The sequence below is a fragment of the Bacillus sp. AM1(2019) genome (assembly GCF_009906915.1).
Lineage (GTDB): Bacteria > Bacillota > Bacilli > Bacillales > Bacillaceae > Bacillus > Bacillus velezensis.
In genome coordinates, this window is record NZ_CP047644.1 from 1,609,702 (window position 1) to 1,635,419 (window position 25,718).

General features: G+C 48.7%; 23 protein-coding genes and 1 riboswitch. Of the genes, 22 read left to right on the forward strand and 1 reads right to left on the reverse strand.

Annotated elements, in window-relative coordinates; all coding sequences use genetic code 11:
• Positions 1–76: 76 nt before the first annotated feature.
• The 22 genes from divIVA (at position 77) to GNE05_RS08270 (ending at position 23,583) form a co-directional block, all read left to right on the forward strand.
• Positions 77–571, forward strand: a complete 495-nt coding sequence (gene divIVA, locus GNE05_RS08165; RefSeq protein WP_003154406.1) for a septum site-determining protein DivIVA — start codon at positions 77–79, stop codon at positions 569–571.
• A gap of 341 nt (positions 572–912) precedes the next feature.
• A complete protein-coding gene (gene ileS, locus GNE05_RS08170; RefSeq protein ID WP_012117512.1) occupies positions 913–3,678 on the forward strand; it encodes an isoleucine--tRNA ligase in 2,766 nt (921 codons plus the stop codon).
• A gap of 149 nt (positions 3,679–3,827) precedes the next feature.
• Entirely contained in the window at positions 3,828–4,199 is a 372-nt protein-coding gene (locus GNE05_RS08175) for a TraR/DksA family transcriptional regulator (protein ID WP_003154399.1), read from the forward strand.
• 101 nt (positions 4,200–4,300) lie between these two features.
• A complete protein-coding gene (lspA, locus tag GNE05_RS08180; RefSeq protein WP_003154398.1) occupies positions 4,301–4,762 on the forward strand; it encodes a signal peptidase II in 462 nt (153 codons plus the stop codon).
• A gap of 1 nt (position 4,763) precedes the next feature.
• A complete protein-coding gene (locus GNE05_RS08185; protein WP_160182653.1) occupies positions 4,764–5,678 on the forward strand; it encodes an RluA family pseudouridine synthase in 915 nt (304 codons plus the stop codon).
• 188 nt (positions 5,679–5,866) lie between these two features.
• Positions 5,867–6,412 (forward strand): bifunctional pyrimidine operon transcriptional regulator/uracil phosphoribosyltransferase, encoded by a 546-nt coding sequence (gene pyrR, locus GNE05_RS08190; protein WP_003154392.1) that lies wholly within the window; start codon positions 5,867–5,869, stop codon positions 6,410–6,412.
• Between the two features lie 153 nt (positions 6,413–6,565).
• Positions 6,566–7,876: a uracil permease PyrP gene (gene pyrP / locus GNE05_RS08195; protein WP_007409727.1), complete on the forward strand. Its 1,311-nt coding sequence runs from the start codon at positions 6,566–6,568 to the stop codon at positions 7,874–7,876.
• Positions 7,877–8,019: 143 nt separating this feature from the next.
• Positions 8,020–8,934, forward strand: a complete 915-nt coding sequence (locus tag GNE05_RS08200; RefSeq protein WP_160182654.1) for an aspartate carbamoyltransferase catalytic subunit — start codon at positions 8,020–8,022, stop codon at positions 8,932–8,934.
• Complete coding sequence (locus GNE05_RS08205; protein WP_029973495.1) at positions 8,918–10,204, forward strand: dihydroorotase; 1,287 nt, start codon at positions 8,918–8,920, stop codon at positions 10,202–10,204. The genes GNE05_RS08200 and GNE05_RS08205 overlap by 17 nt, the downstream gene beginning before the upstream one ends.
• On the forward strand, positions 10,201–11,295 hold the full coding sequence (locus tag GNE05_RS08210) for a carbamoyl phosphate synthase small subunit (protein WP_007409730.1): 1,095 nt from the start codon (positions 10,201–10,203) through the stop codon (positions 11,293–11,295). Before GNE05_RS08205 ends, GNE05_RS08210 begins: the two co-directional genes overlap by 4 nt.
• Positions 11,280–14,495 (forward strand): carbamoyl-phosphate synthase (glutamine-hydrolyzing) large subunit, encoded by a 3,216-nt coding sequence (gene carB / locus GNE05_RS08215; RefSeq protein WP_160182655.1) that lies wholly within the window; start codon positions 11,280–11,282, stop codon positions 14,493–14,495. The genes GNE05_RS08210 and carB overlap by 16 nt, the downstream gene beginning before the upstream one ends.
• Positions 14,492–15,262 carry a dihydroorotate dehydrogenase electron transfer subunit gene (locus tag GNE05_RS08220; RefSeq protein ID WP_160182656.1) on the forward strand — a complete coding sequence of 257 codons (771 nt, stop codon included), beginning with the start codon at positions 14,492–14,494 and terminating at the stop codon, positions 15,260–15,262. Before carB ends, GNE05_RS08220 begins: the two co-directional genes overlap by 4 nt.
• Complete coding sequence (locus GNE05_RS08225) at positions 15,262–16,197, forward strand: dihydroorotate dehydrogenase (RefSeq protein WP_160182657.1); 936 nt, start codon at positions 15,262–15,264, stop codon at positions 16,195–16,197. Before GNE05_RS08220 ends, GNE05_RS08225 begins: the two co-directional genes overlap by 1 nt.
• Entirely contained in the window at positions 16,166–16,885 is a 720-nt protein-coding gene (pyrF, locus tag GNE05_RS08230) for an orotidine-5'-phosphate decarboxylase (protein WP_160182658.1), read from the forward strand. Before GNE05_RS08225 ends, pyrF begins: the two co-directional genes overlap by 32 nt.
• Positions 16,882–17,514, forward strand: coding sequence for an orotate phosphoribosyltransferase (gene pyrE, locus GNE05_RS08235; RefSeq protein ID WP_017417751.1), 633 nt, complete (start codon positions 16,882–16,884; stop codon positions 17,512–17,514). The genes pyrF and pyrE overlap by 4 nt, the downstream gene beginning before the upstream one ends.
• A gap of 101 nt (positions 17,515–17,615) precedes the next feature.
• A riboswitch (SAM riboswitch) is annotated at positions 17,616–17,720 on the forward strand.
• 127 nt (positions 17,721–17,847) lie between these two features.
• Entirely contained in the window at positions 17,848–18,549 is a 702-nt protein-coding gene (locus GNE05_RS08240) for a phosphoadenylyl-sulfate reductase (RefSeq protein WP_160182659.1), read from the forward strand.
• Positions 18,550–18,561: 12 nt separating this feature from the next.
• Positions 18,562–19,626 carry a sulfate permease gene (locus GNE05_RS08245; RefSeq protein WP_012117522.1) on the forward strand — a complete coding sequence of 355 codons (1,065 nt, stop codon included), beginning with the start codon at positions 18,562–18,564 and terminating at the stop codon, positions 19,624–19,626.
• A 48-nt stretch (positions 19,627–19,674) separates the two neighbouring features.
• A complete protein-coding gene (gene sat / locus GNE05_RS08250; protein ID WP_160182660.1) occupies positions 19,675–20,823 on the forward strand; it encodes a sulfate adenylyltransferase in 1,149 nt (382 codons plus the stop codon).
• A gap of 13 nt (positions 20,824–20,836) precedes the next feature.
• A complete protein-coding gene (cysC, locus tag GNE05_RS08255) occupies positions 20,837–21,430 on the forward strand; it encodes an adenylyl-sulfate kinase (RefSeq protein ID WP_007611313.1) in 594 nt (197 codons plus the stop codon).
• A 124-nt stretch (positions 21,431–21,554) separates the two neighbouring features.
• Positions 21,555–22,328 (forward strand): uroporphyrinogen-III C-methyltransferase, encoded by a 774-nt coding sequence (gene cobA, locus GNE05_RS08260; RefSeq protein ID WP_063095306.1) that lies wholly within the window; start codon positions 21,555–21,557, stop codon positions 22,326–22,328.
• A complete protein-coding gene (locus tag GNE05_RS08265; RefSeq protein WP_014417735.1) occupies positions 22,329–23,114 on the forward strand; it encodes a sirohydrochlorin chelatase in 786 nt (261 codons plus the stop codon).
• The gene (locus tag GNE05_RS08270) at positions 23,095–23,583 is read left to right on the forward strand and encodes a precorrin-2 dehydrogenase/sirohydrochlorin ferrochelatase family protein (protein WP_014417736.1); all 489 of its coding nucleotides are present in this window, start codon (positions 23,095–23,097) and stop codon (positions 23,581–23,583) included. Before GNE05_RS08265 ends, GNE05_RS08270 begins: the two co-directional genes overlap by 20 nt.
• A gap of 423 nt (positions 23,584–24,006) precedes the next feature.
• On the opposite strand, the gene GNE05_RS08275 is transcribed toward GNE05_RS08270, so the two are convergent.
• Positions 24,007–25,713 carry an Rqc2 family fibronectin-binding protein gene (locus GNE05_RS08275; protein WP_061862629.1) on the reverse strand — a complete coding sequence of 569 codons (1,707 nt, stop codon included), beginning with the start codon at positions 25,711–25,713 and terminating at the stop codon, positions 24,007–24,009.
• Positions 25,714–25,718: the final 5 nt, after the last annotated feature.

Genomic DNA, 25,718 nt, shown 5'->3' on the forward strand with positions numbered 1-25,718 from the left:
TTCTCCATCTGTGCCGTATTTGTTTTATAATGTGAACTAGATAACCGTACTGAAATGTAAAAATGGAGGTGGCAATATGCCATTAACGCCGAATGATATCCATAACAAAACGTTTACAAAAGGTTTTCGCGGATATGATGAAGATGAAGTAAATGAATTTTTAATGCAGGTCAGAAAAGATTACGAAATCGCACTCCGTAAAAAAACGGAGCTTGAGGCGAAAGTGAACGAGCTGGACGAAAAAATCGGCCACTTTGCCAATATCGAAGAAACGCTGAATAAATCAATTCTCGTAGCTCAGGAAGCCGCAGAAGACGTAAAGCGCAACTCGCAGAAAGAAGCGAAGCTGATCGTCCGTGAAGCAGAAAAAAATGCTGATCGCATCATCAATGAGTCGCTTTCCAAATCAAGAAAAATCGCAATGGAAATTGAAGAGCTGAAAAAACAGTCTAAAGTCTTCAGAACACGTTTCCAAATGCTGATTGAAGCGCAGCTCGACCTGCTGAAGAACGATGATTGGGATCATCTGCTGGAATACGAAGTCGACGCGGTATTTGAGGAAAAAGAATAATTTTCTGATTTTCTTGACATTCTCCGGCCCGTTCGAATATAATACGTTCATAAATTCAGATGAAAAGACGATTGAAAGGGACCGGCATGACTCAAAACAGGCTATAAAGCGACCCGGGGAAGGTGAAAGCCCGGGATGGCCGGAATCATGCAGATCAGCCCTTTAGTTTCCTTTCTGAACCGAGAGTAGGATAGGACGTTCCATCACGTTACGATGTTCGAGAGGAAAAGACGGATGATCCGTTTTTTCTAAAAGGGTGGTACCGCGAGATAAGCTTTCTCGTCCCTTATGGGATGAGAGGGCTTTTTTTATTTTCTGAAAAATGTTGTGGAGGAATGAAAATGGATTACAAAGATACGCTGTTAATGCCGAAAACAGATTTTCCGATGCGCGGAAATCTGCCGAATCGTGAGCCGGACATGCAAAAAGACTGGGAGGAGCAGGACATTTACCGTCTTGTTCAAGAACGGACGAAAGACCGCCCGAAATTCGTGCTGCATGACGGACCTCCTTATGCAAACGGAGACATCCACATGGGCCATGCCCTGAACAAAATCCTGAAAGATTTCATCGTCCGCTATAAATCAATGAGCGGCTACAACGCACCGTACGTGCCGGGCTGGGATACGCACGGACTGCCGATTGAAACGGCGCTGACGAAAAACAAAAAAGTAAACCGGAAAGAAATGTCAGTAGCAGAATTCCGCAAACTATGTGAAGAGTACGCTTGGAAGCAAATCGAGGGACAGCGTGAGCAATTCAAACGTCTTGGTGTCCGCGGTGACTGGGAAAACCCATACGTGACATTAAAACCGGAATACGAAGCGCAGCAAATCCGCGTATTTGGTGAAATGGCAAAACGAGGCTACATTTACAAAGGCCTTAAACCGGTTAACTGGTCACCTTCAAGTGAGTCTGCTCTGGCTGAAGCCGAGATCGAATATCAAGACAAACGTTCAGCATCTATTTACGTCGCTTTTGGTGTAAAAGACGGAAAAGGCGTTCTTGAAAACGGCGAGCGCATCATCATTTGGACAACAACGCCTTGGACAATTCCGGCGAACCTCGGAATCTCAGTGCACCCTGATCTTGAGTACAGCGTGATTGCAGTAGGTGAAGACCGCTTTGTCGTAGCAAGTGCCTTAGTCGAAAGTGTTGCATCAGCATGCGGATTTGATCAGTATGAAGTGACAAGAACGGTCAAAGGAAAAGACCTTGAGAACATTATCGCTGAACACCCGCTATATGGCAGAGACTCTCTCGTTATGCTTGGTGAACACGTAACAACCGATGCCGGAACAGGCTGTGTTCATACAGCGCCAGGACATGGGGAAGATGACTTTATCATTGGCCAAAAATACGGTTTAGATGTGCTTTGCCCGGTCGATGAAAAAGGTGTAATGACAAGCGAAGCTCCTGGGTTTGAAGGCATGTTCTATGATGATGCAAACAAAGCGATCACACAGCAGCTCGATGAAAAAGGCGCACTTGTGAAGCTTGAATTCATTACTCACTCTTATCCGCATGATTGGAGAACAAAAAAACCAACCATTTTCAGAGCGACAGCGCAATGGTTTGCGTCTATTAAAGATTTCAGATCAGACCTGCTGGATGCCATTAAAGAAACCAAATGGGTTCCTGAATGGGGTGAGCAGCGTTTGCACAACATGGTTCGGGACCGCGGAGACTGGTGTATTTCCAGACAGCGTGCGTGGGGTGTGCCGATTCCGGTATTTTACGCTGAAAACGGAGAACCGATTATTACAGATGAAACCATTGAACATGTTTCTGAATTGTTCAGACAGCACGGATCAAACATTTGGTTTGAAAAAGAAGCAAAGGATCTTCTTCCGGAAGGCTTTACGCATCCTGGCAGCCCGAACGGCACATTTACAAAAGAACAGGATATCATGGATGTTTGGTTTGATTCAGGCTCTTCACATCAAGCAGTGCTTGAAGAACGTGATGACCTCGTTCGCCCGGCTGATTTATACCTAGAGGGATCTGACCAATATCGCGGCTGGTTTAACTCTTCTCTTTCTACAGCAGTAGCCGTAACAGGAAAAGCGCCGTATAAAGGTGTGCTCAGCCATGGGTTCGCACTGGATGGAGAAGGACGCAAGATGAGTAAATCAATCGGTAACGTTGTTGTTCCGGCTAAAGTCATGAAACAGCTTGGTGCCGACATCTTAAGATTATGGGTATCGTCAGTGGATTATCAGGCGGACGTTCGCGTGTCTGACGCCATTCTGAAGCAGGTCGCGGAAGTATACCGGAAAGTCCGCAACACGTTCCGCTTCCTTCACGGCAACCTGTTCGATTTCAATCCAAGCGTCAATGCCGTGGATGTAAAAGATCTCCGCGAAGTGGATCAATATATGCTGATCAAGCTGAATAAGCTGATCGATAAGGTGAAAAAAGCGTACGATGAATATGAATTTGCGGTTGTTTATCACAGCATTCACAATTTCTGTACGATTGAGCTCAGCTCCTTCTATCTTGATTTTGCAAAAGATGTTGTGTACATCGAGCATGCGGATCATCCGGACCGCCGCAGCATGCAGACGGTCTTCTATGAAACGCTGCTGGCGTTAGTGAAGCTGACGGCGCCGATTCTCCCGCACACGGCGGATGAAATGTGGTCTCACTTATCATTTGTTGAAGAAGCGAGCGTGCAGCTGACAGATATGCCGGAAACCATTGCTGTTCCGGACAGTCAAGCGACAGAAGAAAAGTTCGACCGCTTCATGGAGCTTCGAAACGACGTGCTGAAAGCTTTGGAAACAGCCCGTAACGAAAAAATTATCGGAAGATCATTGGAAGCGAGCCTGACTTTGTATCCGAACAAAGAAAACCGCGACCTCTTGTCATCCATTAAAGAAAACATCGCGCAGCTGTTTATCGTCTCAGAACTGACAGTAAAAGACGAAAGTGAAGCGCCGGAAAACGCGCAAAGCTTCACAACAGGAAAAATGACCGTAGAAAAAGCGGAAGGCCAGATGTGTGAACGTTCCCGCGTAATTTCTAAAGATGTCGGAGCCAATCCGAAATATCCGACATTATCACTGCGCAATGCGGAAATCGTTGAAAAATATTATCAAAAATAATAAATGAGAAAGCGCCGGGTGACAGCCGGGCGCTTTTTTACATGCCACTAATGTCATCGATTAGAACGACAGGAAAAATCTTATGGGCTTCAAATGGCGCTCTGGGGGCAACAATAAAGCCATAACATCAAGAGCAGGAGTTGTGATGAATGAATGATCAACTGACCGCAATCCACACGGAGCTTCTCATGATGAAAGAAGAACTTCAATCAAGATTATTCGAATATTCTTGCTTTCAAATGTCAGCATCTGTTGAACCTTCAATGAACGATCAAGAAGCAACTCTGATCTATCATATAAAAGAAGAACTTCAAGACGTTCTTCTTGCCCTGTCTAAGTTTGAAAACAATACGTACGGTTATTGTGAAAAAACAGGCGCCCCCATTCCGATTGAAAAACTTGCGGTGCTGCCGACGGCCAGAACCGCTGATGATTTTTATTATCCCGCTCAATTTGAAAAGAAAACCCTTCCATATTGGGAACCCGGAGATTATGCATATGATCAGGCGCTGTATGAGTGACAGCGTCTGTTTGCATGCGCTTATGATCTGCCTTTACTCTGGCATCTTTTACTGATAAAATTCATAAAGGATAAAAGTAACTGTATACTGGAGGAACGTGTGTGCTTTATTATCTAATCGCTCTTTTTATTATTATTGCCGACCAATTGACCAAATGGCTTGTCGTCAGCCATATGGAATTGGGACAAAGCATACCTGTCATCGATCAGGTGCTTTATATCACATCTCATCGCAACACGGGAGCGGCGTGGGGGATTTTAGCCGGCCAAATGTGGTTTTTCTACGTCATTACCATCGCCGTGATTATCGGAATCGTTTATTACATACAGCGTTATGCAAAAGGGCAGATGTTACTCGGAATTTCTCTCGGCTTAATGCTGGGCGGTGCGGCCGGAAACTTTATTGACCGGGCGGCGCGCCAGGAAGTGGTTGATTTTATTCATGTCATCATCGTGGATTATCACTATCCGATTTTTAATATCGCGGACTCCTCACTGTGCGTCGGTGTAATACTTTTATTTATTCATATGCTGTTTGACAGCGGGAAAAAGAAGGAGCAATAACATGAATCAATTTGAGATAACCGTTCAGCCTGAACAAAAGAGCGAACGGATTGATAAATTTTTGGCTTCAACGGGAGAAAACTGGTCACGCACTCAAGTGCAGCAATGGGTAAAAGAGGGATTGGTATCTGTTAACGGCAAATCCGTAAAAGCGAATTATAAAATGCAGCCTGGCGATCAGGTAAACGTCACCATTCCTGAACCGGAAGAATTGGACGTGCTTGCAGAGCCGATGGATTTGGACATTTACTATGAGGATCAGGACGTCTTGGTTGTGAACAAACCGCGGGGCATGGTTGTACACCCGGCGCCCGGCCATGTGACAGGGACGCTTGTAAACGGACTGATGGCTCACTGCAACGACCTTTCCGGCATTAACGGCGTCATGCGCCCGGGAATCGTCCACCGGATTGATAAAGATACTTCCGGTCTGTTAATGGTCGCTAAAAACGATATAGCGCATGAATCACTCGTTAATCAGCTCGTCAATAAAACCGTGACCAGAAAGTACAAAGCGGTTGTCCACGGGGTGATTTCACATGATGACGGAACAATTGACGCTCCGATCGGTAGAGATAAAAAAGAACGTCAAAGCATGACCGTAACAAGAGAAAGCAGCAAAAACGCCGTCACGCATTTCCACGTGCTTGAGCGTTTTCAAGATTTCACGCTCGTAGAGTGCCGTCTTGAGACCGGAAGAACGCATCAGATCCGTGTTCATATGAAATATATCGGGTTTCCTTTGGCAGGCGACCCGAAGTACGGACCGAGAAAAACCATTGATTTCAATGGTCAGGCGCTTCATGCCGGAATATTAGGTTTTGATCATCCGCGGACGGGAGAATACATGGAGTTTGAAGCGCCCCTTCCTGAAGATATGAAAAAACTCATTGAAGATTTAAGAAATAGCCATTGACAGCGACTTTCTTTTCTGAAATAATAAAAACAAGCTGAATAGATTCTTTAACACAGTCCAGAGAGGCTGAGAAGGATAACGGATAGGACAGAAGAGATACACGTGTGTCTTCGTCCTGGAAAGGAACCCCTCTATGCTCTGGCAGGAGGGGTTTTTTCTTCTTATATACGAATGGAGAGGTGTCACGAGTGAATCAAAAAGCTGTTATTCTCGACGAACAGGCGATCAGGCGGGCGCTGACAAGGATAGCCCATGAAATGATCGAACGGAATAAAGGAATGAATGACTGCATTCTTGTAGGGATTAAAACAAGAGGCATTTATTTAGCGAAGCGGCTGGCCGAGCGGATCGAACAGATTGAAGGGAATCCGGTCACCGTCGGGGAAATCGATATCACCCTCTACCGTGACGACCTGACGAAAAAAACGAGCAATGAAGAGCCGCTTGTAAAAGGGGCGGACATTCCGGCCGATATCACAGACCAAAAGGTCATTGTGGTTGATGATGTGCTTTATACCGGCCGGACGGTGAGAGCTGCGATGGATGCCCTCGTTGATGTCGGACGGCCGTCATCGATACAGCTTGCCGTGCTTGTCGACAGAGGGCACCGGGAGCTGCCGATCAGAGCGGACTATATCGGGAAAAACATTCCGACCTCAAAAGCTGAAAAAGTGATGGTTCAGCTGAGCGAAGTTGATCAGACTGATATGGTCGCCATTTACGAAAATGAATAATCACCTTTTTAAATGCATTCCAGAGAGTTTGCAAAGAGGATTTTAAAACACAAAGCCGGGCGGATCGACGCGGCCGGGTTTTGTATGCCTCTTTGCGCCAAAAGCAAAGAGGTTTTTTTATACCATTTGAAAGTCAACCGGGAGGAAAACGCCATGAGTAAGAAAAAAGTAAACCTGGGAGTCAGGGACGTCCCCAATCCATTGTCTTGGCTGTCATTCAGCCTGCAGCATTTATTCGCCATGTTCGGTTCAACCATACTCGTGCCGAAACTGGTCGGAATGAGCCCGGCAGTGGCGCTTGTCACGAGCGGAATCGGGACACTCGCCTATCTCTTGGTGACAAAAGGCCAGATTCCCGCTTATCTCGGCTCATCATTCGCCTTTATATCACCGATTATCTTGGTGAAGGCGACGGGAGGGCCGGGGGCTGCCATGGTCGGCGCTTTCCTGGCGGGAATTGTGTACGGCCTGATCGCGCTTCTCATCAGGCAGCTTGGAACGGGGTGGCTGATGAAGCTGCTGCCCCCGGTGGTCGTCGGGCCGGTCATCATCGTCATCGGCCTCGGACTGGCAAGCACAGCCGTCAATATGGCAATGTATGCCGATCCGAATGCAAAGGAACTCGTCTACAGCTTGAAACATTTCAGTGTAGCCGGCGTCACTTTGGCCATCACCATTATCTGCGCCATCTTTTTACGGGGATTTTTAAGCCTGATTCCGGTATTGATCGGCATTATAGGCGGCTATCTGTTTGCGCTGACACAGGGCATCGTCAATTTCCAGCCGGTCATTGATGCAAAATGGTTCGCCGTTCCTGAATTTATCATCCCTTTTAAAGACTATACGCCGTCAGTGACATTGGGCATTGCGGCTGCGATGGTGCCGGTCGCTTTCGTGACGATGTCAGAACATATCGGCCACCAAATGGTGCTGAGTAAAGTCGTCGGACAGGATTTCATTAAAAAGCCGGGACTGCACCGCTCCATAATGGGGGACAGCGTTGCGACGATCATCGCTTCGTTAATCGGCGGCCCGCCGACGACGACATACGGCGAGAACATCGGTGTACTGGCAATTACGAGAGTTTTCAGCGTTTTTGTCATCGGCGGCGCGGGTGTGATTGCGCTGTGCTTCGGATTTATCGGAAAAGTTTCAGCGCTGATCAGTTCTGTTCCGTCCGCGGTTATGGGAGGCGTTTCCTTCCTGCTCTTCGGAATTATCGCCTCCAGCGGCTTAAGAATGCTGATTGACAACAACATTGATTATGAAAACAAGAGAAATTTAATTATCACGTCCGTCATCCTCGTGATCGGCGTCGGAGGGGCTTTTATTCAAGTATCAAAAGGTGGGTTCCAAATATCCGGCATGGCGCTTGCGGCAATTGTCGGAGTCATCCTGAACCTTATCCTGCCGCATGCAAATGAAGAAGACGCGATTGCATCAGAAAAACAAAATCATATGTAAACCTTTTAAAGAAAGTCCAGAGAGGCTTGGAAGGGTTATAACGGGAAGAAGCTGTACGCCGCTTCTCTCTTTAACCGCACCCCGAGTCTATATAGACCGGGGTGTTTTTTTACGGCCTTCAAGCGGAAACGGAGGAGAAAAATATGAATCATTTAACGGCAATGTCTGAACTGAGCACTGCTGAAATTACAGAACTGCTGCGTGAGGCAAAAGCGATAAAAGAGGGAACAGTCCGCCCCGATCTCGCGGGGAAATTCGTTGCGAATCTGTTTTTTGAACCGAGCACGAGAACGCGGTTCAGCTTTGAAGTGGCGGAAAAGAAACTCGGAATGAACGTGCTCAGCTTAGACGATACGAGCACAAGCGTTCAAAAAGGCGAGTCCTTATATGACACGGTCAAAACACTGGAATCAATCGGAGCGGACGCCTGCGTCATCCGGCACAGCACGGATGAATATTACAAAGATCTGACCGGCAGAGTCAATATTCCGATCTTAAACGCCGGCGACGGCTGCGGCCAGCACCCGACTCAGTCATTGCTCGATTTAATGACGATTCAAGAGGAATTTGAGTCCTTTCAGGGCCTGACGGTTTCCATTCATGGCGATATCAAACACAGCAGGGTGGCAAGGTCGAATGCCGAGGTGCTGACAAGGCTCGGCGCACGCGTGCTGTTTTCTGGTCCGCCGCAATGGCAGGATGAGAAAAACGCCTTCGGCACCTGTGTTCAGACGGATGAAGCCATACAAGCTTCAGATGTCGTCATGCTGCTCCGCATCCAAAATGAAAGGCATCAGACAGAAGCCGACCAAAAAGGCTACCTGGAAGCATACGGGCTGACCGCAAAGCGGGCGGAGAGCATGAAGCGGCATGCCATCATCATGCATCCCGCACCGGTGAACAGAGGAGTCGAAATTGACACAACATTAGTGGAATGCGGAAAATCAAGAATCTTTAAACAAATGGAAAATGGTGTGTATATCAGAATGGCAGTCTTAAAAAGAGCACTGCAAACCAATGTGAAAAGGGGAGAAGCGGCTTATGTCTTATCTCATTAAAAACGGCTGGATGTTAAATGAACAGGGAGAAAAAGTGGCACAGGACATCCGGGTAACGGGTGAATTCATTACGGAAACCGGGCTTCTGACAGCGAAAGACGGAGAAACGGTGATCGACGCTGAGGGACTGTTCGTTTCACCGGGGCTCGTAGACCTTCATGTCCACTTCAGAGAACCGGGCGGCGAGAAAAAAGAAACCATTGAGACGGGCTCTAAAGCCGCGGCGCGGGGCGGCTTTACCACAGTCGCAGCCATGCCGAATACAAGGCCGGTGCCGGATACGAAAGAGCAGATGGAATGGCTGCAAAACCGGATCAAAGAAACCTCATCTGTCAGGGTCCTTCCTTACGCATCCATTACGATCAGACAAACCGGCGAAGAAATGACAGATTTTGAGGCGCTTCATGAAGCGGGCGCATTCGCCTTCACCGATGACGGCGTCGGCGTTCAGACGGCCGGAATGATGTATGAAGCCATGAAACGGGCGGCTTCAATGAATAAAGCGATTGTCGCTCATTGTGAGGATAACTCGCTTATTTACGGAGGAAGCGTGCATGAAGGATCTTTTTCAAAAGCGAACGGCCTGAACGGCATACCTTCCATTTGTGAAGCGGTACATATCGCCCGTGACGTCCTGCTGGCGGAAGCGGCGGACTGCCATTACCATGTGTGTCATATCAGCACGAAAGAATCCGTCAGAGCCGTAAGAGACGCAAAAAAAGCGGGAATCCGCGTGACGGCGGAAGTGTCGCCGCACCACCTGCTGCTTTGTGACGAAGATATCCCGGGACTTGATACCAATTTTAAAATGAATCCGCCGCTTCGCAGCAAAGAGGACAGAGAGGCGCTGATTGAAGGGCTGTTAGACGGTACGATTGATTTCATCGCCACTGACCATGCGCCGCATACAGAAGAAGAGAAAAACACGGATATGAAGCTTGCGCCTTTCGGTATCGTCGGTTTAGAAACAGCCTTTCCGCTTCTGTACACACATTTTGTGAAAAACGGGACGTGGACGCTGAAGCAGCTGGTTGATTTCATGACGGTAAAACCTTGCGAGGCATTCGGTCTTCCGTACGGAACGCTTGCACCGGGGGCGCCGGCTGACATTACCCTGATTGATCTGGAAAAAGAAGCAGCCATTGACAAAGATACATTTTTATCTAAAGGAAAAAATACGCCATTCAACAAGATGAAGTGCTTCGGCTGGCCTGTTGCAACGATGGCTGCCGGTAAGCTTGCATACGAAGAAGGGAGACTCGTCAAATGAAAAGAAGACTAGTGCTGGAAAATGGAGCGGTATTTGAGGGTGAAGCATTCGGGAGCCTGGAACATACCGCGGGTGAAGTCGTATTCAACACGGGAATGACCGGTTATCAGGAAATTTTATCAGACCCTTCTTACTGCGGGCAGATCGTGACGCTGACGTATCCTCTGATCGGCAACTACGGAATTAACAGAGATGACTTTGAATCCATCACTCCTTTTGTAAAAGGGCTGATCGTAAAAGAACTGTGCGAGCTGCCTTCCAACTGGCGTTCGGCTTACACGCTTGACGAGTATTTGAAAATGAAAAATATCCCCGGCTTACAAGGGATTGACACGAGAAAGCTCACAAGAATGATCCGCACGGCCGGCGCATTAAAAGGAACGTTTGCTTCAAGTGAGGAGAATGTCGGAGAGGTTCTTGCAAGGCTGAAAGAAACGGAACTGCCGAGAAATCAAGTCGCTCAAGTATCTGCGAAAACGGCATATCCGAGTCCGGGCCGCGGCAAACGCATCGTACTCGTCGATTTCGGTATGAAGCACGGCATTTTAAGAGAGTTAAACAAAAGAAAATGCGATGTCATCGTTGTGCCGTACAATGTAACGGCGGAAGAAGTGCTTCAGCTCAAGCCGGACGGCATCATGCTTTCTAACGGACCCGGAGATCCGAAAGATGTGCCGGAAGCCATTGAAATGATAAAAGGCATACTCGGGAAGGTGCCGTTATTCGGAATCTGCCTCGGCCACCAATTATTTGCGCTGGCATCCGGAGCGGAAACGGAAAAAATGAAATTCGGACACAGGGGTTCCAATCATCCGGTTAAAGAGCTTGCGACAGGGAAAGTCGCTTTAACCGCCCAAAACCACGGATATACAGTTTCTTCAATAGATGAGACAGAGCTTGAAGTGACGCACATTGCGATCAATGACCAAACGATCGAAGGACTCAAGCATAAAACATTGCCGGCATTTACGGTTCAGTACCACCCTGAAGCTTCACCGGGGCCGGAAGACGCCAATCATTTATTTGACAGATTCATTGACTTGATCGAAACAACTGAGAAAGAAGGGGAAGCGGTATGCCAAAACGCGTAGATATTAAAAAGATTTTAGTGATCGGATCAGGCCCGATTATTATCGGACAGGCGGCGGAATTTGATTATGCGGGCACACAGGCGTGTCTCGCTTTAAAGGAAGAAGGCTATGAAGTCATTCTCGTCAACTCGAATCCGGCAACGATTATGACGGATACGGAAATGGCTGATCGGGTATATATAGAACCGCTGACGCCGGAGTTTCTCACGCGTATTATCAGAAAAGAACGGCCGGACGCCATCCTGCCGACTCTGGGAGGACAGACCGGACTGAATCTTGCCGTCGAGCTGTCTGAACTCGGGGTTCTTGAGGAATGCGGAGTGGAAGTGCTCGGCACAAAGCTGTCCGCCATCCAGCAGGCGGAAGATCGCGACTTATTCCGTACGCTGATGAATGAGCTGAATGAACCGGTGCCGGAAAGTGAGATCATCCGCACTTTACAGGAAGCCGAGGAATTTGTCGGCCGGATCGGGTTTCCGGTTATCGTGCGCCCCGCTTACACATTAGGCGGAACGGGCGGCGGCATCTGCTCGAATGAAGCGGAACTGAAAGAGATCGTCGAAAACGGATTAAAACTCAGCCCCGTCCATCAGTGCCTTCTGGAAAAAAGCATTGCCGGTTACAAAGAGATCGAATATGAAGTCATGAGAGACAGCAGAGATCACGCGATCGTCGTTTGCAACATGGAAAATATCGATCCGGTCGGCATCCATACGGGCGACAGCATCGTCGTTGCCCCGAGCCAGACTTTGAGCGACCGGGAATATCAGCTTTTGCGCAATGTTTCATTAAAGCTGATCCGCGCGCTCGGCATTGAAGGCGGCTGTAATGTTCAGCTCGCGCTCGATCCCGACAGCTTCCAATATTACATTATCGAAGTGAATCCGCGGGTGAGCCGCTCATCTGCCCTCGCTTCAAAAGCGACGGGTTACCCGATCGCAAAGCTTGCGGCGAAAATCGCAGTCGGGCTTTCTCTTGATGAAATGATGAATCCCGTAACAGGAAAAACATATGCGGCTTTTGAGCCCGCGCTTGACTATATCGTTTCTAAAATCCCGCGCTGGCCGTTCGACAAATTTGAGTCGGCAAACCGCAGGCTCGGGACGCAGATGAAAGCCACCGGAGAGGTCATGGCCATCGGACGCACCCTTGAAGAATCGCTGTTAAAGGCGGTCCGCTCACTGGAAGCCGATGTCTATCACCTGGAACTGAAGGATGCGGAAGAGATTTCGGACGGACTTTTGGAAAAACGGATCAGAAAAGCCGGGGATGAACGCCTGTTTTATCTTGCTGAAGCGTTCAGAAGAGGCTATACAGTGGAGCAGCTTCATGAGTTTTCCGCAATTGACGTATTCTTTTTGCACAAGCTCTGGAAGCTGGTCGCTTTTGAAACAGAGCTGAAAGCGGAAAAAGGCAGCCTCGCCGTCCTTCAGACAGCGAAGGAACTCGGTTTCTCCGACAAATATATCAGCCGGGAATGGAATATGCCGGAACAAGAGCTGTATCAAATGCGAAAAGAAGCAGACATCAAGCCTGTATATAAAATGGTGGATACATGCGCGGCGGAATTCGAATCAGAAACCCCGTACTTCTACAGCACATATGAGGAAGAGAACGAGTCTGAGGTTACTTCAAGAAAAAGCGTCGTCGTCCTCGGTTCCGGGCCGATCCGTATCGGACAGGGCGTCGAATTTGACTATGCGACCGTTCATTCTGTCTGGGCGATCAAGCAGGCAGGTTATGAAGCGATTATTATCAACAACAACCCTGAGACGGTTTCCACTGATTTCAGCATATCAGACAAACTGTATTTTGAACCGCTGACGGTTGAAGATGTCATGCACATCATCGATTTGGAACAGCCGGAAGGCGTTGTTGTCCAATTCGGCGGCCAGACGGCGATCAATCTTGCGGAAGAATTGAGCGCCCGCGGCGTCAAAATTCTCGGCACATCACTAGAAGATTTAGACCGTGCGGAAGACCGGGATAAGTTCGAGCAGGCGCTTGAGGCGCTGAATGTGCCGCAGCCTCTCGGAAAAACCGCCGTGTCGGTGAACGAAGCTGTCAAAATCGCCGCATCCATCGGCTATCCGGTACTTGTCCGCCCTTCGTATGTGCTCGGCGGCCGGGCGATGGAAATCGTCTATCACGAAGAAGAGCTGCTTCACTATATGAAAAATGCGGTCAAAATCAACCCGCAGCATCCGGTGTTAATCGACCGTTATCTGACGGGGAAAGAAATCGAAGTCGATGCCGTATCTGACGGCGAAACAGTCGTTATTCCGGGAATTATGGAGCATATCGAGCGGGCCGGCGTCCATTCAGGGGATTCAATCGCCGTCTATCCGCCTCAGTCTTTAAGCGAAGACATAAAGAAAAAAATCGAACAATACACTGTAGCCTTGGCAAAAGGCCTTAACATCATCGGGTTGCTGAACATCCAGTTCGTACTTTCGAAAGGTGAGGTGTATGTGCTTGAGGTAAATCCGCGGTCAAGCAGAACCGTGCCGTTCTTAAGCAAAATCACAAAAATCCCAATGGCGAACCTGGCGACAAAGGTCATCCTCGGTCAAAAGCTTGCTGATTTCGGCTATCAAGAGGGGCTGCAGCCTGAACAGCAGGGGGTATTCGTGAAAGCGCCTGTCTTCTCATTCGCGAAGCTGAGAAGAGTGGATATTACGTTAGGCCCTGAAATGAAGTCGACGGGAGAGGTCATGGGCAAAGATTCAACCCTGGAAAAAGCGCTCTATAAAGCGCTGATTGCTTCTGGCATTCAAATCCCGAACTACGGCTCAGTGCTGTTGACTGTTGCCGATAAAGATAAAGAAGAAGGACTGCTGATCGCCAAGCGGTTCCACGCCATCGGCTATAAAATCTTGGCAACGGAAGGAACGGCGGCTTATTTGAAAGACGCTCAGATTCCGGCTCAGGTCGTCGGAAAAATCGGCGAAGAAGGGAAAAATCTGCTCGATGTCATCAGAAACGGCGAAGCGCAATTTGTCATCAATACGCTGACAAAGGGCAAACAGCCGGCCAGAGACGGCTTCAGAATCCGCCGCGAATCCGTTGAGAACGGAGTCGCCTGCCTGACATCTTTAGATACGGCCGAAGCCATTTTGCGGGTACTGGAAAGCATGACATTTCGGGCGGATCATATGCCTGCATCCGAAACCAATCAAAAGGCGGCAGTCACGATATGAAAAAAGCGCATTTGACTGTTCAATCCAACTTAGAGATTGCCGACCGGATTTATAAGATGGTGCTGAAAGGAGAGCTTGTCCGGCACCTTACCGAGCCGGGTCAATTTCTTCATCTGAAGGTGAGTGACGCGGTCACGCCGCTATTAAGAAGACCGCTCAGCATTGCGGACGTCAATTTCGCCGCGAATGAAGTATCCGTTATCTACAGAGCTGACGGTGAGGGAACGCGTCTTTTGTCCGGGAAAAAAGAGGGCGGCAGGATAGACGTTCTCGGCCCTCTCGGCAACGGATTCCCCGTCCGGCGGATTGAACCCGGCAAAACCGCGCTGTTAGTCGGAGGCGGAGTCGGGGTTCCGCCTTTGCAGGAACTGTCAAAGCGCCTGACGGAAAAAGGCGTAAACGTCATTCATGTGCTTGGATTTCAATCAGCAAAGGATGTTTTTTACGAACAGGAATGTCGTGCGTACGGAGACACCTATGTGGCGACGGCTGACGGAACATATGGAGAGAAAGGATTTGTCACCGATATCATCCGTGAAAAGCAGCTCGAATTCGATGTCCTGCTAAGCTGCGGACCGACACCGATGCTGAAAGCTCTGAAGCAGCAGTACGGCCATAAAGAGGTTTATCTTTCGATGGAAGAGCGGATGGGCTGCGGCATCGGGGCCTGCTTCGCCTGCGTGTGCCGCACGGGTGAAAGCGATACATCCTATGTAAAGGTCTGCCTTGACGGGCCGGTATTTAAAGCTGAGGAGGTGGCGCTGTAATGTTAGAAGTGAATCTGCCGGGTCTCCAATTGAAAAATCCGATCATCCCCGCTTCCGGATGTTTCGGTTTCGGGAAAGAATATGCCGGATTTTACGATTTATCATGCCTCGGAGGCATTATGATTAAAGCCACGACGAACGAAGCCCGCTTCGGAAATCCGACACCGAGAGTGGCGGAGACAAGCGCGGGAATGCTGAATGCCATCGGACTGCAAAATCCCGGCCTTGAGCATGTGCTCAATCATGAGCTGCCTTGGCTCGAACAATTTGACACGCCGATTATCGCAAATGTCGCCGGTTCTCAGGTGGACGACTATAAAGAAGTGGCCGAGCACATCAGCCAAGCGCCGAATGTGCATGCGCTTGAGCTTAACATTTCATGTCCGAATGTCAAAACGGGGGGGATTGCTTTTGGTACTGATCCCGTCATGGCGGCCGAACTGACAAAAGCGGTGAAAGAAGTTTCCGCAGTGCCTGTGTATGTGAAGCTTTCGCCTAATGTCGCAAACATAACCGAAATTGCCAAAGCGATTGAAGCGGCCGGTGCTGACGGTCTGACGATGATTAATACACTCATCGGGATGAGGCTCGATCTCAAGAGGGGACGGCCGATCTTAGCAAATAAAACGGGCGGACTGTCAGGCCCGGCGATCAAACCGGTCGCCATCCGGATGGTATACGAAGTCAGCCAGGCCGTTCAAATCCCGATTATCGGGATGGGCGGCGTTCAGACCGCAGAGGATGCATTAGAATTTCTTCTTGCGGGAGCGAGTGCGGTTGCCGTCGGCACGGCGAACTTCGTCAATCCGTTCGTCTGCCCGGAAATCATAGAACAGCTCCCCCGTGTGCTGCGCCAACACGGCTTTCAATCTGTAAGTGAATGCATCGGAAGGAGCTGGAAACATGAAAAACAACCTGCCCATCATCGCGCTTGATTTTGCATCAGGGAAAGAGACTTTAACGTTTTTAGACTTGTTTGAAAAGGAAAGGCTTTTTGTCAAAACGGGGATGGAACTTTTTTATCAGGAAGGCCCCGCCATCATTCACCAATTAAAAGAACGGAATTGTGATATATTTTTAGATTTAAAGCTTCATGATATCCCGACTACGGTCAATAAAGCGATGAAGCGGCTTGCCGGCCTCGGCGTTGATCTCGTCAATGTGCATGCGGCAGGGGGCGCACGCATGATGCGCGCGGCCCTAGAGGGGCTTGAAGAAGGCACGCCGGCAGGCAGAAAACGCCCGTCTTTAATCGCGGTGACTCAGCTGACCAGCACTTCAGAGCAGGTGGCGAAGGAAGAGCTTCTGCTGCATAAGCCGCTGTTAGAAACGGTTGTGCATTACGGCAAAATGGCGGAAGAGTGCGGGCTGGACGGAGTGGTATGTTCGGTACATGAAACAAAAGCCATTTATGAAGCGGTCCGGCCTTCATTTCTGACAGTCACACCGGGCATCCGCACGGCCAGTGACGCAGCTGACGATCAAGTCCGGACGGCGACTCCGTCATTTGCGAAAGAAAACGGTTCGTCAGCCATCGTCGTGGGCCGCTCAATTACAAAAGCGGAAAACCCCGTTAAAGCATATGAGGCAATTAAACTGGAATGGGAGGGCGTTCGCCGATGAAACAGGCTATCGCAAAACATCTATTACACATTGAAGCTGTCTTTTTACGCCCGAATGAGCCGTTTACGTGGGCGAGCGGCATTTTATCACCGATCTATTGTGACAACCGTCTGACATTGTCGTATCCAAAAGTGAGAAATGATGTGGCGGACGGGCTCGGCAAACTGCTGAAAGAGCATTTTCCCGAGGCGGAGATGATCGCGGGCACTGCAACGGCGGGCATTCCGCATGCTGCGCTTCTCGCAGATCGTACAGGCGCGCCGATGTGCTACGTCAGAAGCAAACCGAAAGCGCACGGCAAAGGAAATCAAATAGAAGGCGCCATTAAGAAAGGACAAAAAACAGTCGTGATTGAAGACTTGATTTCTACCGGGGGCAGCGTGCTTGAAGCTGCGGCGGCCCTTCAAAGAGAGGGCGCGGAAGTCCTCGGCGTCATTTCCATTTTTACATACGGACTGCCGAAAGCAAAAGAAGCCTTTAAAAAAGCGGGTCTTCCTTATTACTCGTTAACGGATTATGACACGCTGATTGAAGTCGCGCTTGCAAACGGAACGATACATTCAGATGACATTGAAAAACTGAAATCATGGAAATTGAATCCCGAGTCAAAAGATTGGTTTAAAAAATAATGACAATAAAAACAGGCCTCAGGGCCTGTTTTATTATTCCTATCAAAAAACTCGGGTTGACTTCTGTTAGAATTGTGCTAAAATTTAGTACAAATCTAAAAAGCTTATCAAGAGCGGCTGAGGGACTGGACCGATGACGCCCGGCAACCTGCGTGTATTGCAAGGTGCCGCATCCAGAAAAATGCACAGCATTTTGAAGATAAGGGCTATACCGGGTCACTGTCTTTCATTCCGCTGGATTGAAAGTTTTTTATATGAAAAAAAGATTGAGGGATAAGACAACCGGCAGAAAACAACAGCTGTTTGATTGTCTCCGGGAGGAGGAAAGAAAAAATGCTAACGTATGACACATGGGAAGAGCCGGCGATTACATTTCCGGAAGACGATTCCTATAAAGGCGCGCTGTCCGTTTTAAAATGGGCATACGGCCACTACGGAGACCAGCTTGTTTACGCGTGCAGCTTCGGGATTGAGGGCATCGTCCTGATCGATTTAATTTCTAAAGTAAAGAAAGACGCGGAAATCGTGTTTCTTGATACGGGTCTTCACTTTAAAGAAACATATGAAACGATCGAAAAAGCGAAAGAGCGTTACCCGGGGCTGAACATTATCCTGAAAAAGCCAAGCCTTACTCTTGAGGAACAGGCCGAGGCTCACGGAGATAAACTGTGGGAAAGAGAACCGAACCAGTGCTGCTACATCAGAAAAATTCTGCCGTTAAGAGAAGCGCTCGCGGGGCATCCGGCATGGCTGTCCGGTCTTCGCCGGGATCAAGGGCCGAGCCGGGCGAATACGAATTTCCTGAATAAAGACGACAAGTTCCAATCGATTAAAGTATGCCCGCTGATCCATTGGACATGGAAAGACATCTGGAGATATACTTCCAAGCATGAGCTGGATTACAATATCCTCCACGATCAGGGGTATCCGAGCATCGGCTGTGAACCGTGCACTTCACCTGCATTTACCGCGGAAGATTTGCGGAGCGGCAGATGGAACGGCATGGCGAAAACAGAATGCGGACTGCATGAATAAAGGAGCTGCACGATGGAATTAGCCGCTATTTTATTCTGCCTGTTTTTTGCCATGAATATCGGAGCCAGCGGAGCCGCGGCTTCAATGGGAGTCGCTTACGGGTCCGGCGCCGTTAAAAAGAAAACGTATGCGCTGATCATCTGCGCGGCCGGAGTCCTGTCAGGGGCGGTTATCGGCGGCGGTGAAGTTGTTAAGACGATCAGCGGCGGAATCATTCCCGAACAAACCATTACGCTCACCATTGTCTGCATTATTATCGGATCGGCGGCGCTATCGTTATTCACGGCGAATGTGCTCGGCATTCCGCTGTCGACGAGTGAGGTCACTGTCGGGGCGATTGTCGGTGTCGGCGTCGCGTACAAAGTATTGTTTTTACAGCATCTTTTGGTCATCGTGAGTTTTTGGGTGCTTGTACCGTTTGTCGCGTTCTGTTTCACGTTTCTCGTCTCGAAGGTATTCAGTTCTCTGAATATTCGAGTCATTTCGAATCGGAAACAGAAGATTTTAGGGATTGTGCTGCTGATTGCGGGGTTTTGGGAAGCTTTTTCAGCCGGAATGAATAATGTCGCAAATGCAGTGGGCCCTCTGGTTGCTGCGGGCGTGCTCAGCGTGTCCAAAGGAACGCTGTACGGAGGCATCTTTGTCGCTCTCGGCGCTCTGCTTTTAGGACGTAAAGTGCTTGAAACCAACGGGAAAAAGATTACGAGATTTTCAGCCGGAGAAGGCATACTGCTTTCAGGAACCGGCGCGGGGCTTGTCATTATCAGTTCCGTCTTCGGTCTGCCGGTCCCATTGGCGCAAGTCACATCATCATCAATTATCGGTATCGGAATGGCCAAAAACGGGCCGAACGTTTTTCATAAAGAAGTCGTGAAAACGATGCTCAAAGTATGGGTCGTTTCACCGTTTTTGTCACTGTCGATTTCGTATTTGCTTGTCTCCCTGCTGTTAAAAGGAGATTACTATTCCATCTTTATGATGGCCAGCGTGCTTTTGGCAGCTGGCGGAGCCGCCAGTCTGATGAAAGCCATCCGAAAAGAGAAACGCTCTGTCCATGAACAAGGCGGAGGCATTTAACTATTAATCTGAGTTTATTTATCTGTTAACTGGGAGGAATCATGTATTATGAGTTTAGCACCGCACGGAGGAACATTAATTAATCGGGTAAATGAGCAGTATGATCTTACATCCGTCCAAAAAGAAATTGAGCTTGATTTGATTTCGTTCGCTGATTTAGAGCTGATCGGGATCGGGGGGTACAGCCCGATTGAAGGATTTTTCACAGAAAAAGATTACGTGTCAGTCGTTGAAAATATGCGTCTGGCATCCGGGGTTGTCTGGTCCCTGCCGATCACGCTTCCGGTCGATTCAGAAAAAGCGGCTGAGCTTGCCGTCGGTGACACGGTGAAACTGACTTACGGCGGAGAAACATACGGCGTAGTCGACATCGAAGATATTTATACGCCGGATAAACAAAAAGAAGCCGTTCACGTATATAAAACCGATGATGCCGCGCATCCGGGCGTGAAAAAATTATTTTCACGCGGCGATACGTATGTCGGCGGGCCGATCACATTAATTAAAAAAGCGTCAAAGCAGTTTCCCGAGTTTACATTTGAACCTGCCGATACAAGACGAAGCTTCGAAGAAAAGGACTGGAAAACCATCGTCGGTTTCCAAACGAGAAATCCGGTTCACCGCGCCCACGAATATATCCAAAAAACCGCGCTTGAGACGGTTGACGGCCTGTTTTTGAACCCGCTCGTCGGTGAAACAAAATCAGATGACATTCCGGCGGATGTCAGAATGGAAAGCTACCAGGTGCTGCTCGATCATTATTATCCGAAAGACCGCGTGTTCCTCGGCGTATTTTTGGCGGCTATGCGGTATGCGGGGCCGAGAGAAGCCATTTTCCACGCGCTTGTCCGCAAAAACTACGGCTGCACGCATTTTATCGTCGGCCGCGATCATGCCGGCGTCGGTGATTACTACGGCACATATGAAGCGCAAGAGCTGTTTGATCAATTTACAGCGGATGAACTCGGGATTACACCGATGAAATTCGAGCACAGCTTCTTCTGCCAGAAATGCGGCAACATGGGAACGGCCAAAACATGCCCGCATGACAGAGAAGACCACGTCATTCTGTCAGGAACAAAGGTCAGAGAAATGCTGCGAAGCGGCGTCATGCCGCCGGCGGAATTCAGCCGTCCTGAAGTTGTCGAGGTGTTGATTAAAGGGCTGAAAACGAAAGAAGAAGCAGGCGTTTCTTAAGGAGGAAAATAGAGTGACAAATCGTGATATCGTGTGGCATGAAGCCTCAATAACGAAAGAAGAATACCAGCAGAAAAACAAGCATAAAAGCTCTATCCTCTGGCTGACGGGCTTAAGCGGTTCAGGAAAATCCACGATTGCAAACGCCGCAGCGCGCGAGCTGTTTGAACAAGGCTATCAAGTCATCGTGCTTGATGGTGATAACATCCGCCACGGCTTAAACAAGGACTTAGGTTTTTCCGATGATGACCGCAAGGAAAATATACGCCGCATCGGGGAAGTGGCGAAGCTTTTCGTTCAGCAGGGAACCATCGTCATCACGGCTTTTATTTCTCCGTTCCGTGAGGACAGAGATCAGGTGAGAGAGCTTGTGGCAGAGGGCGAATTTAATGAAATCTACGTGAAATGCGACCTCGATATATGTGAAAAGCGCGATCCGAAAGGTTTATATAAAAAAGCAAGAAATGGTGAAATTCCTTTCTTTACGGGGATCGACTCACCGTATGAAGAGCCGAAAGCGCCTGAGCTCGTACTTGATTCAGGCAAATGTGAACGCGAAGAATGCACCGGAAGACTGGTTGACTTTGTGAAAAACAGCTTAGCATAATAGGTCCAAAAAGGCCGCGCAATCAGCCGGATATCCCCCGCAATGGCGGGATATGGTAAAATAGCTGAAGTGCGGCCTCGCGGCTGTTCTGGGAAGATTTCAAAACGGATCGGGGAGACATGCTATGGGGAAAGTATTTATCGTTGGAGCCGGTCCGGGAGATCCGGACTTATTAACGGTGAAGGCAATGAAAGCCATACAGAAAGCGGATGTTATATTATATGACAGATTGGTAAGCAAAGAGATTTTACAGTATGCCGGAGAAGAAGCGGATCTGATTTACTGCGGAAAGCTCCCGGATTTTCACATTATGAAACAGGATACGATCAACCGTTTCCTTGTGAAGTATGCGAAAAAGGGGAAAACCGTTGTAAGGCTCAAGGGAGGCGACCCGTTTGTTTTCGGCCGCGGAGGCGAAGAAGCGGAGGCTCTCGCACAAAACGCCATTCCGTTTGAGATCGTTCCCGGCATTACATCAGGAATCGCGGCTGCTGCTTATGCCGGCATTCCCGTGACGCACAGAGAGGCGAGCTCCAATGTCGCATTCGTTACGGGACATTATAAACAAGAAGACGACTTTGAAGAAAAATGGAAAGCGCTGGCGACGGGCATTGATACGCTGGTGATTTATATGGGAATTAAAAATATCCGGCAGATTGAAAGAATGCTGCTGGAAAACGGCAGAGACGCCGGCACCCCGGCAGCCTTTATTCATTGGGGAACGACGGACAGGCAAAAAACAGTCGTCTGCACCGTCGGCACGCTTTCAGACACAGTGTTAAAAGAAGAAATCAAAAACCCGAGCTTAATTGTTATCGGCGATGTCGTCAATTATCACTGCAAACTGGACTGGTATGCATCTGAACAGAAAAATCTGGATTTGAGCGAGGCGTTGTAAATGAAGCAGGCGATTTTATACATCGGGCACGGAAGCAGGCTGAAAAAAGCGCAGACAGAGTCGGCGGCGTTTTTAAAAGGGTGCATGCCGCACGCTGACGCTCCCATTCAGGAAATTTGTTTTTTAGAACTGCAGGAACCGTCTATTGAAGCGGGATTTGAAGCATGTGTCAGACAAGGCGCCACTCATATTGCGGCCGTGCCTTTGCTGCTGTTGACCGCTGCCCACGCAAAACATGACATTCCGGCTGAAATCGCCCGTGCGGCGGCCCTGCATCCCGATATAAAAGTGACATATGGTGTTCCGATCGGAGTGGACGATGAAGTCGTAAAAGCGGTGCATCATCGCATTGAAGATACCGGAGTGCCCATTGAGCAGGCGAAAGTGGTGCTGATCGGAAGAGGAAGCACAGATCCGGCAGTTAAAAACGCAGTCAGTAAGATTGCCGGAAAACTTGAGGCGATTACACCTGTTAAAGAAGTCATCCCTTGTTTTTTAACAGCATGTGACCCGCACTATAAAGAAGTGTTTGCCGGCCTTGAAGAGGATGACGGAGCACCCGTTTTTATCGTTCCATATCTTCTGTTTACCGGGCTTTTAATGACTGAGATTGAACGGGAAGTTCAAAAGCTTCAAACGATCAATCAAAATGTTCATCTCGCTTCATACTTAGGTTTTCACCCGCATATTAAGCAGGCGTTTTTGAACCGTGTGTCAGAAGCTGTTCGAAACCCCGGCGGCCAGTTTGATTTTAAGGGGGGACAGTATGCTGCCTCTGCACATTAATCTAAGCGGAAAAAGAATTATCATCGCGGGCGGAGGCAATGTTGCCTTAAGAAGGCTCAAAACGGTGCTTCCGGAAGGCGCGGATATTACTGTAATCAGTCCCGATGCCCTGCCTGAAATTAAACAGCTGGCGGATGAAGGACGTATTCGCTGGGTTTCCCGTAAAATTGAAATGAAGGATCTCGCGCCCGCTTTTTTCATCATTGCCGCGACAAATGACCGCAGCGTGAATCAGGAGATAGCCGCGACCGCTTCTGAAACACAGCTGGTCAATTGTGTAAGCGAGGCTGAACAGGGCAGCGTGTATATGCCGAAGATCATCCGCAAAGGTCGCATTCAAGTATCCGTATCAACAAGCGGCGCAAGCCCGGCACATACGAAAAGACTGGCTGAGGACATAGAGCCTCTCATTACTGCTGATTTGGCTGAAGAAGTGGATCGATTATTTGAGAAAAGAAGAAGATCATAAAAAACACCTTGTCTGTCATCAGGCAGGGTGTTTTTTATACTGTCCTGACAGTCCCCGAATGTGAACAATTCAAAACGAAAGCGGGCAGTTTGAATGTTATATGCCGACAAGCGGTCAGGATTTCGAAGTGATGCGGAATATTTATCTGGTCCCGATGCCGCCTGGATTCCGCCAGCATATAAAGGAAAGGTAAGAGACCCGCCCGGATGTGCTCAGGTTCGGCGAGGGAAGGTGACAGTATCCGCCGACAAATCAGGTGTGACCGCTTTAATCAGAGACGGCCCCGGCGGATCAGGCAGACATGACGGGAAACTGATCAGATACTGTAAAGATCGGTTCTGACGGCTGGGAGAGTTTCGTCTCCGTTTATAAGTAATAAAAAACACCTCCAAGCTGAGTGCGGGTTTCAGCTTGGAGGTGCGTTTATTTTTTCAGCCGTATGACAAGGTCGGCATCAGGTGTGACAAATACGGTGTGCTGGCTGTCGTAGGTGACAAATCCGGGCTTTGCGCCGTTTGGCTTTTTCACGTGTCTGATTTTTGTATAATCAACGGGAACGGAGCCGGAATCTTTCGCCTTGGAAAAATAAGCGGCGATCGCAGCCGCCTCCAGTATGGATTGTTCATCCGGATCGCTGCTTTTAATCACAACGTGGGAACCGGGAATGTCTTTCGTGTGGAACCATAAATCATCCCTTGCGGCAGCTTTTGTCGTTAAGTATTCATTTTGTTTATTGTTTTTGCCGACAAGAATTGTCAATCCCCGTGAAGATTCATATTGCTCCAAAACAGGAACGTGCTGCTTCTGCTTTTTCTGTCCTCGCTGCTGTTTCGGTCGCAGATATTTGCCTTCCACAAGCTCTTCCCTTATTTCGTGAATATCCTTTGTGGAGGCGGAGGAGAGCTGCTGGATCAGCTGATCGAAATAAGCGATTTCCTCCTCGGCCAGACGGATCTGTTCTTTTACCACCTCGACGGAATTCTTCGCCTTTTGATACTTTGTAAAATACATCTGCGCGTTTTCTGACGGTGTTTTGTTCGGATTTAAAGGGATGGTCACTGTCTTACTTTCTTCATCATAATAATTGATGACTTCCGCTTCTTTGTCACCTTTTTTCAGCATATATAAATTCGCCGTCAGCAGTTCGCCGTATAGCTGGAATTCCTTCGCATTTTCTGAGTAGTCGAGCGTCTTTTCCAGCTTTTTTATCTTATTGGCGTTCTTTTTCCGTTCATTTGCGACAAACCGCTCGAGATCCTGAGCCTGCTGTTTGACGCGGTCGCGTTCCGCTTTGCCGAAATAAAACCGGTCCAACAGCTCACTCAGAGAGTGAAAGGTGCGCTCCTCTCCGTTTACATGTGTGAGAGACAGGAGATAAAAGTATTCCTTTCCGCCGGCTGTCGTAATGTTCGGTGTAAACCTGTAATCTTTTACGGCATGGAACATTTCAATCAGCGTCTTCGGCAGCGTTATTTTGTTAGCGAGATTCGCTCTGTGAACGGCTTCTTTTGCAAACAGCGGAGAAACACCGGAGAAATGTCTGACGATCTGCTGGTCAAGCCGTCCTTCCTGAAAACTGAGATAACGCAAAACGTCTTCTTCATCCGCGGCGAGCGGCGAAATTTTTTCCTGAGCGGGAGGAAGCTTGTAATCATAGCCCGGCAGAACGGTCCGGTAGCTGTTCATCGACGGAGATAAATGTTTCAGCCCGTCGATGATGGCTCCTTCTCCGTCAGTCAGGATAATATTGCTGTGCCGCCCCATAATTTCAACATACAGCGTTCTGACGGTTTCGTCGCCGATTTCATTTCTGCTTTTTATGCGGAATATCATAATCCGGTCTAATCCGGCCTGTTCTATTTTCTCAATAAATCCGCCTTCTATATGCTTTCTGAGCAGCGTACAAAACATCGGCGGCTCGCTCGGATTTTCATAGGCCTGATTCGTCATGTGCACCCGTGAATAGCTCGGATGCGCCGATAATAATAATTTATGGTTTTTTCCGTTAGCGCGGATATGGAATATCACATCGTGCTTAAAAGGCTGATGGACTCTCGTGATCCGGCCTCCGGCAATCCGGCTGTTTAATTCATGTGTCATTCCGTATGTAAACATGCCATCAAAAGACATATAAA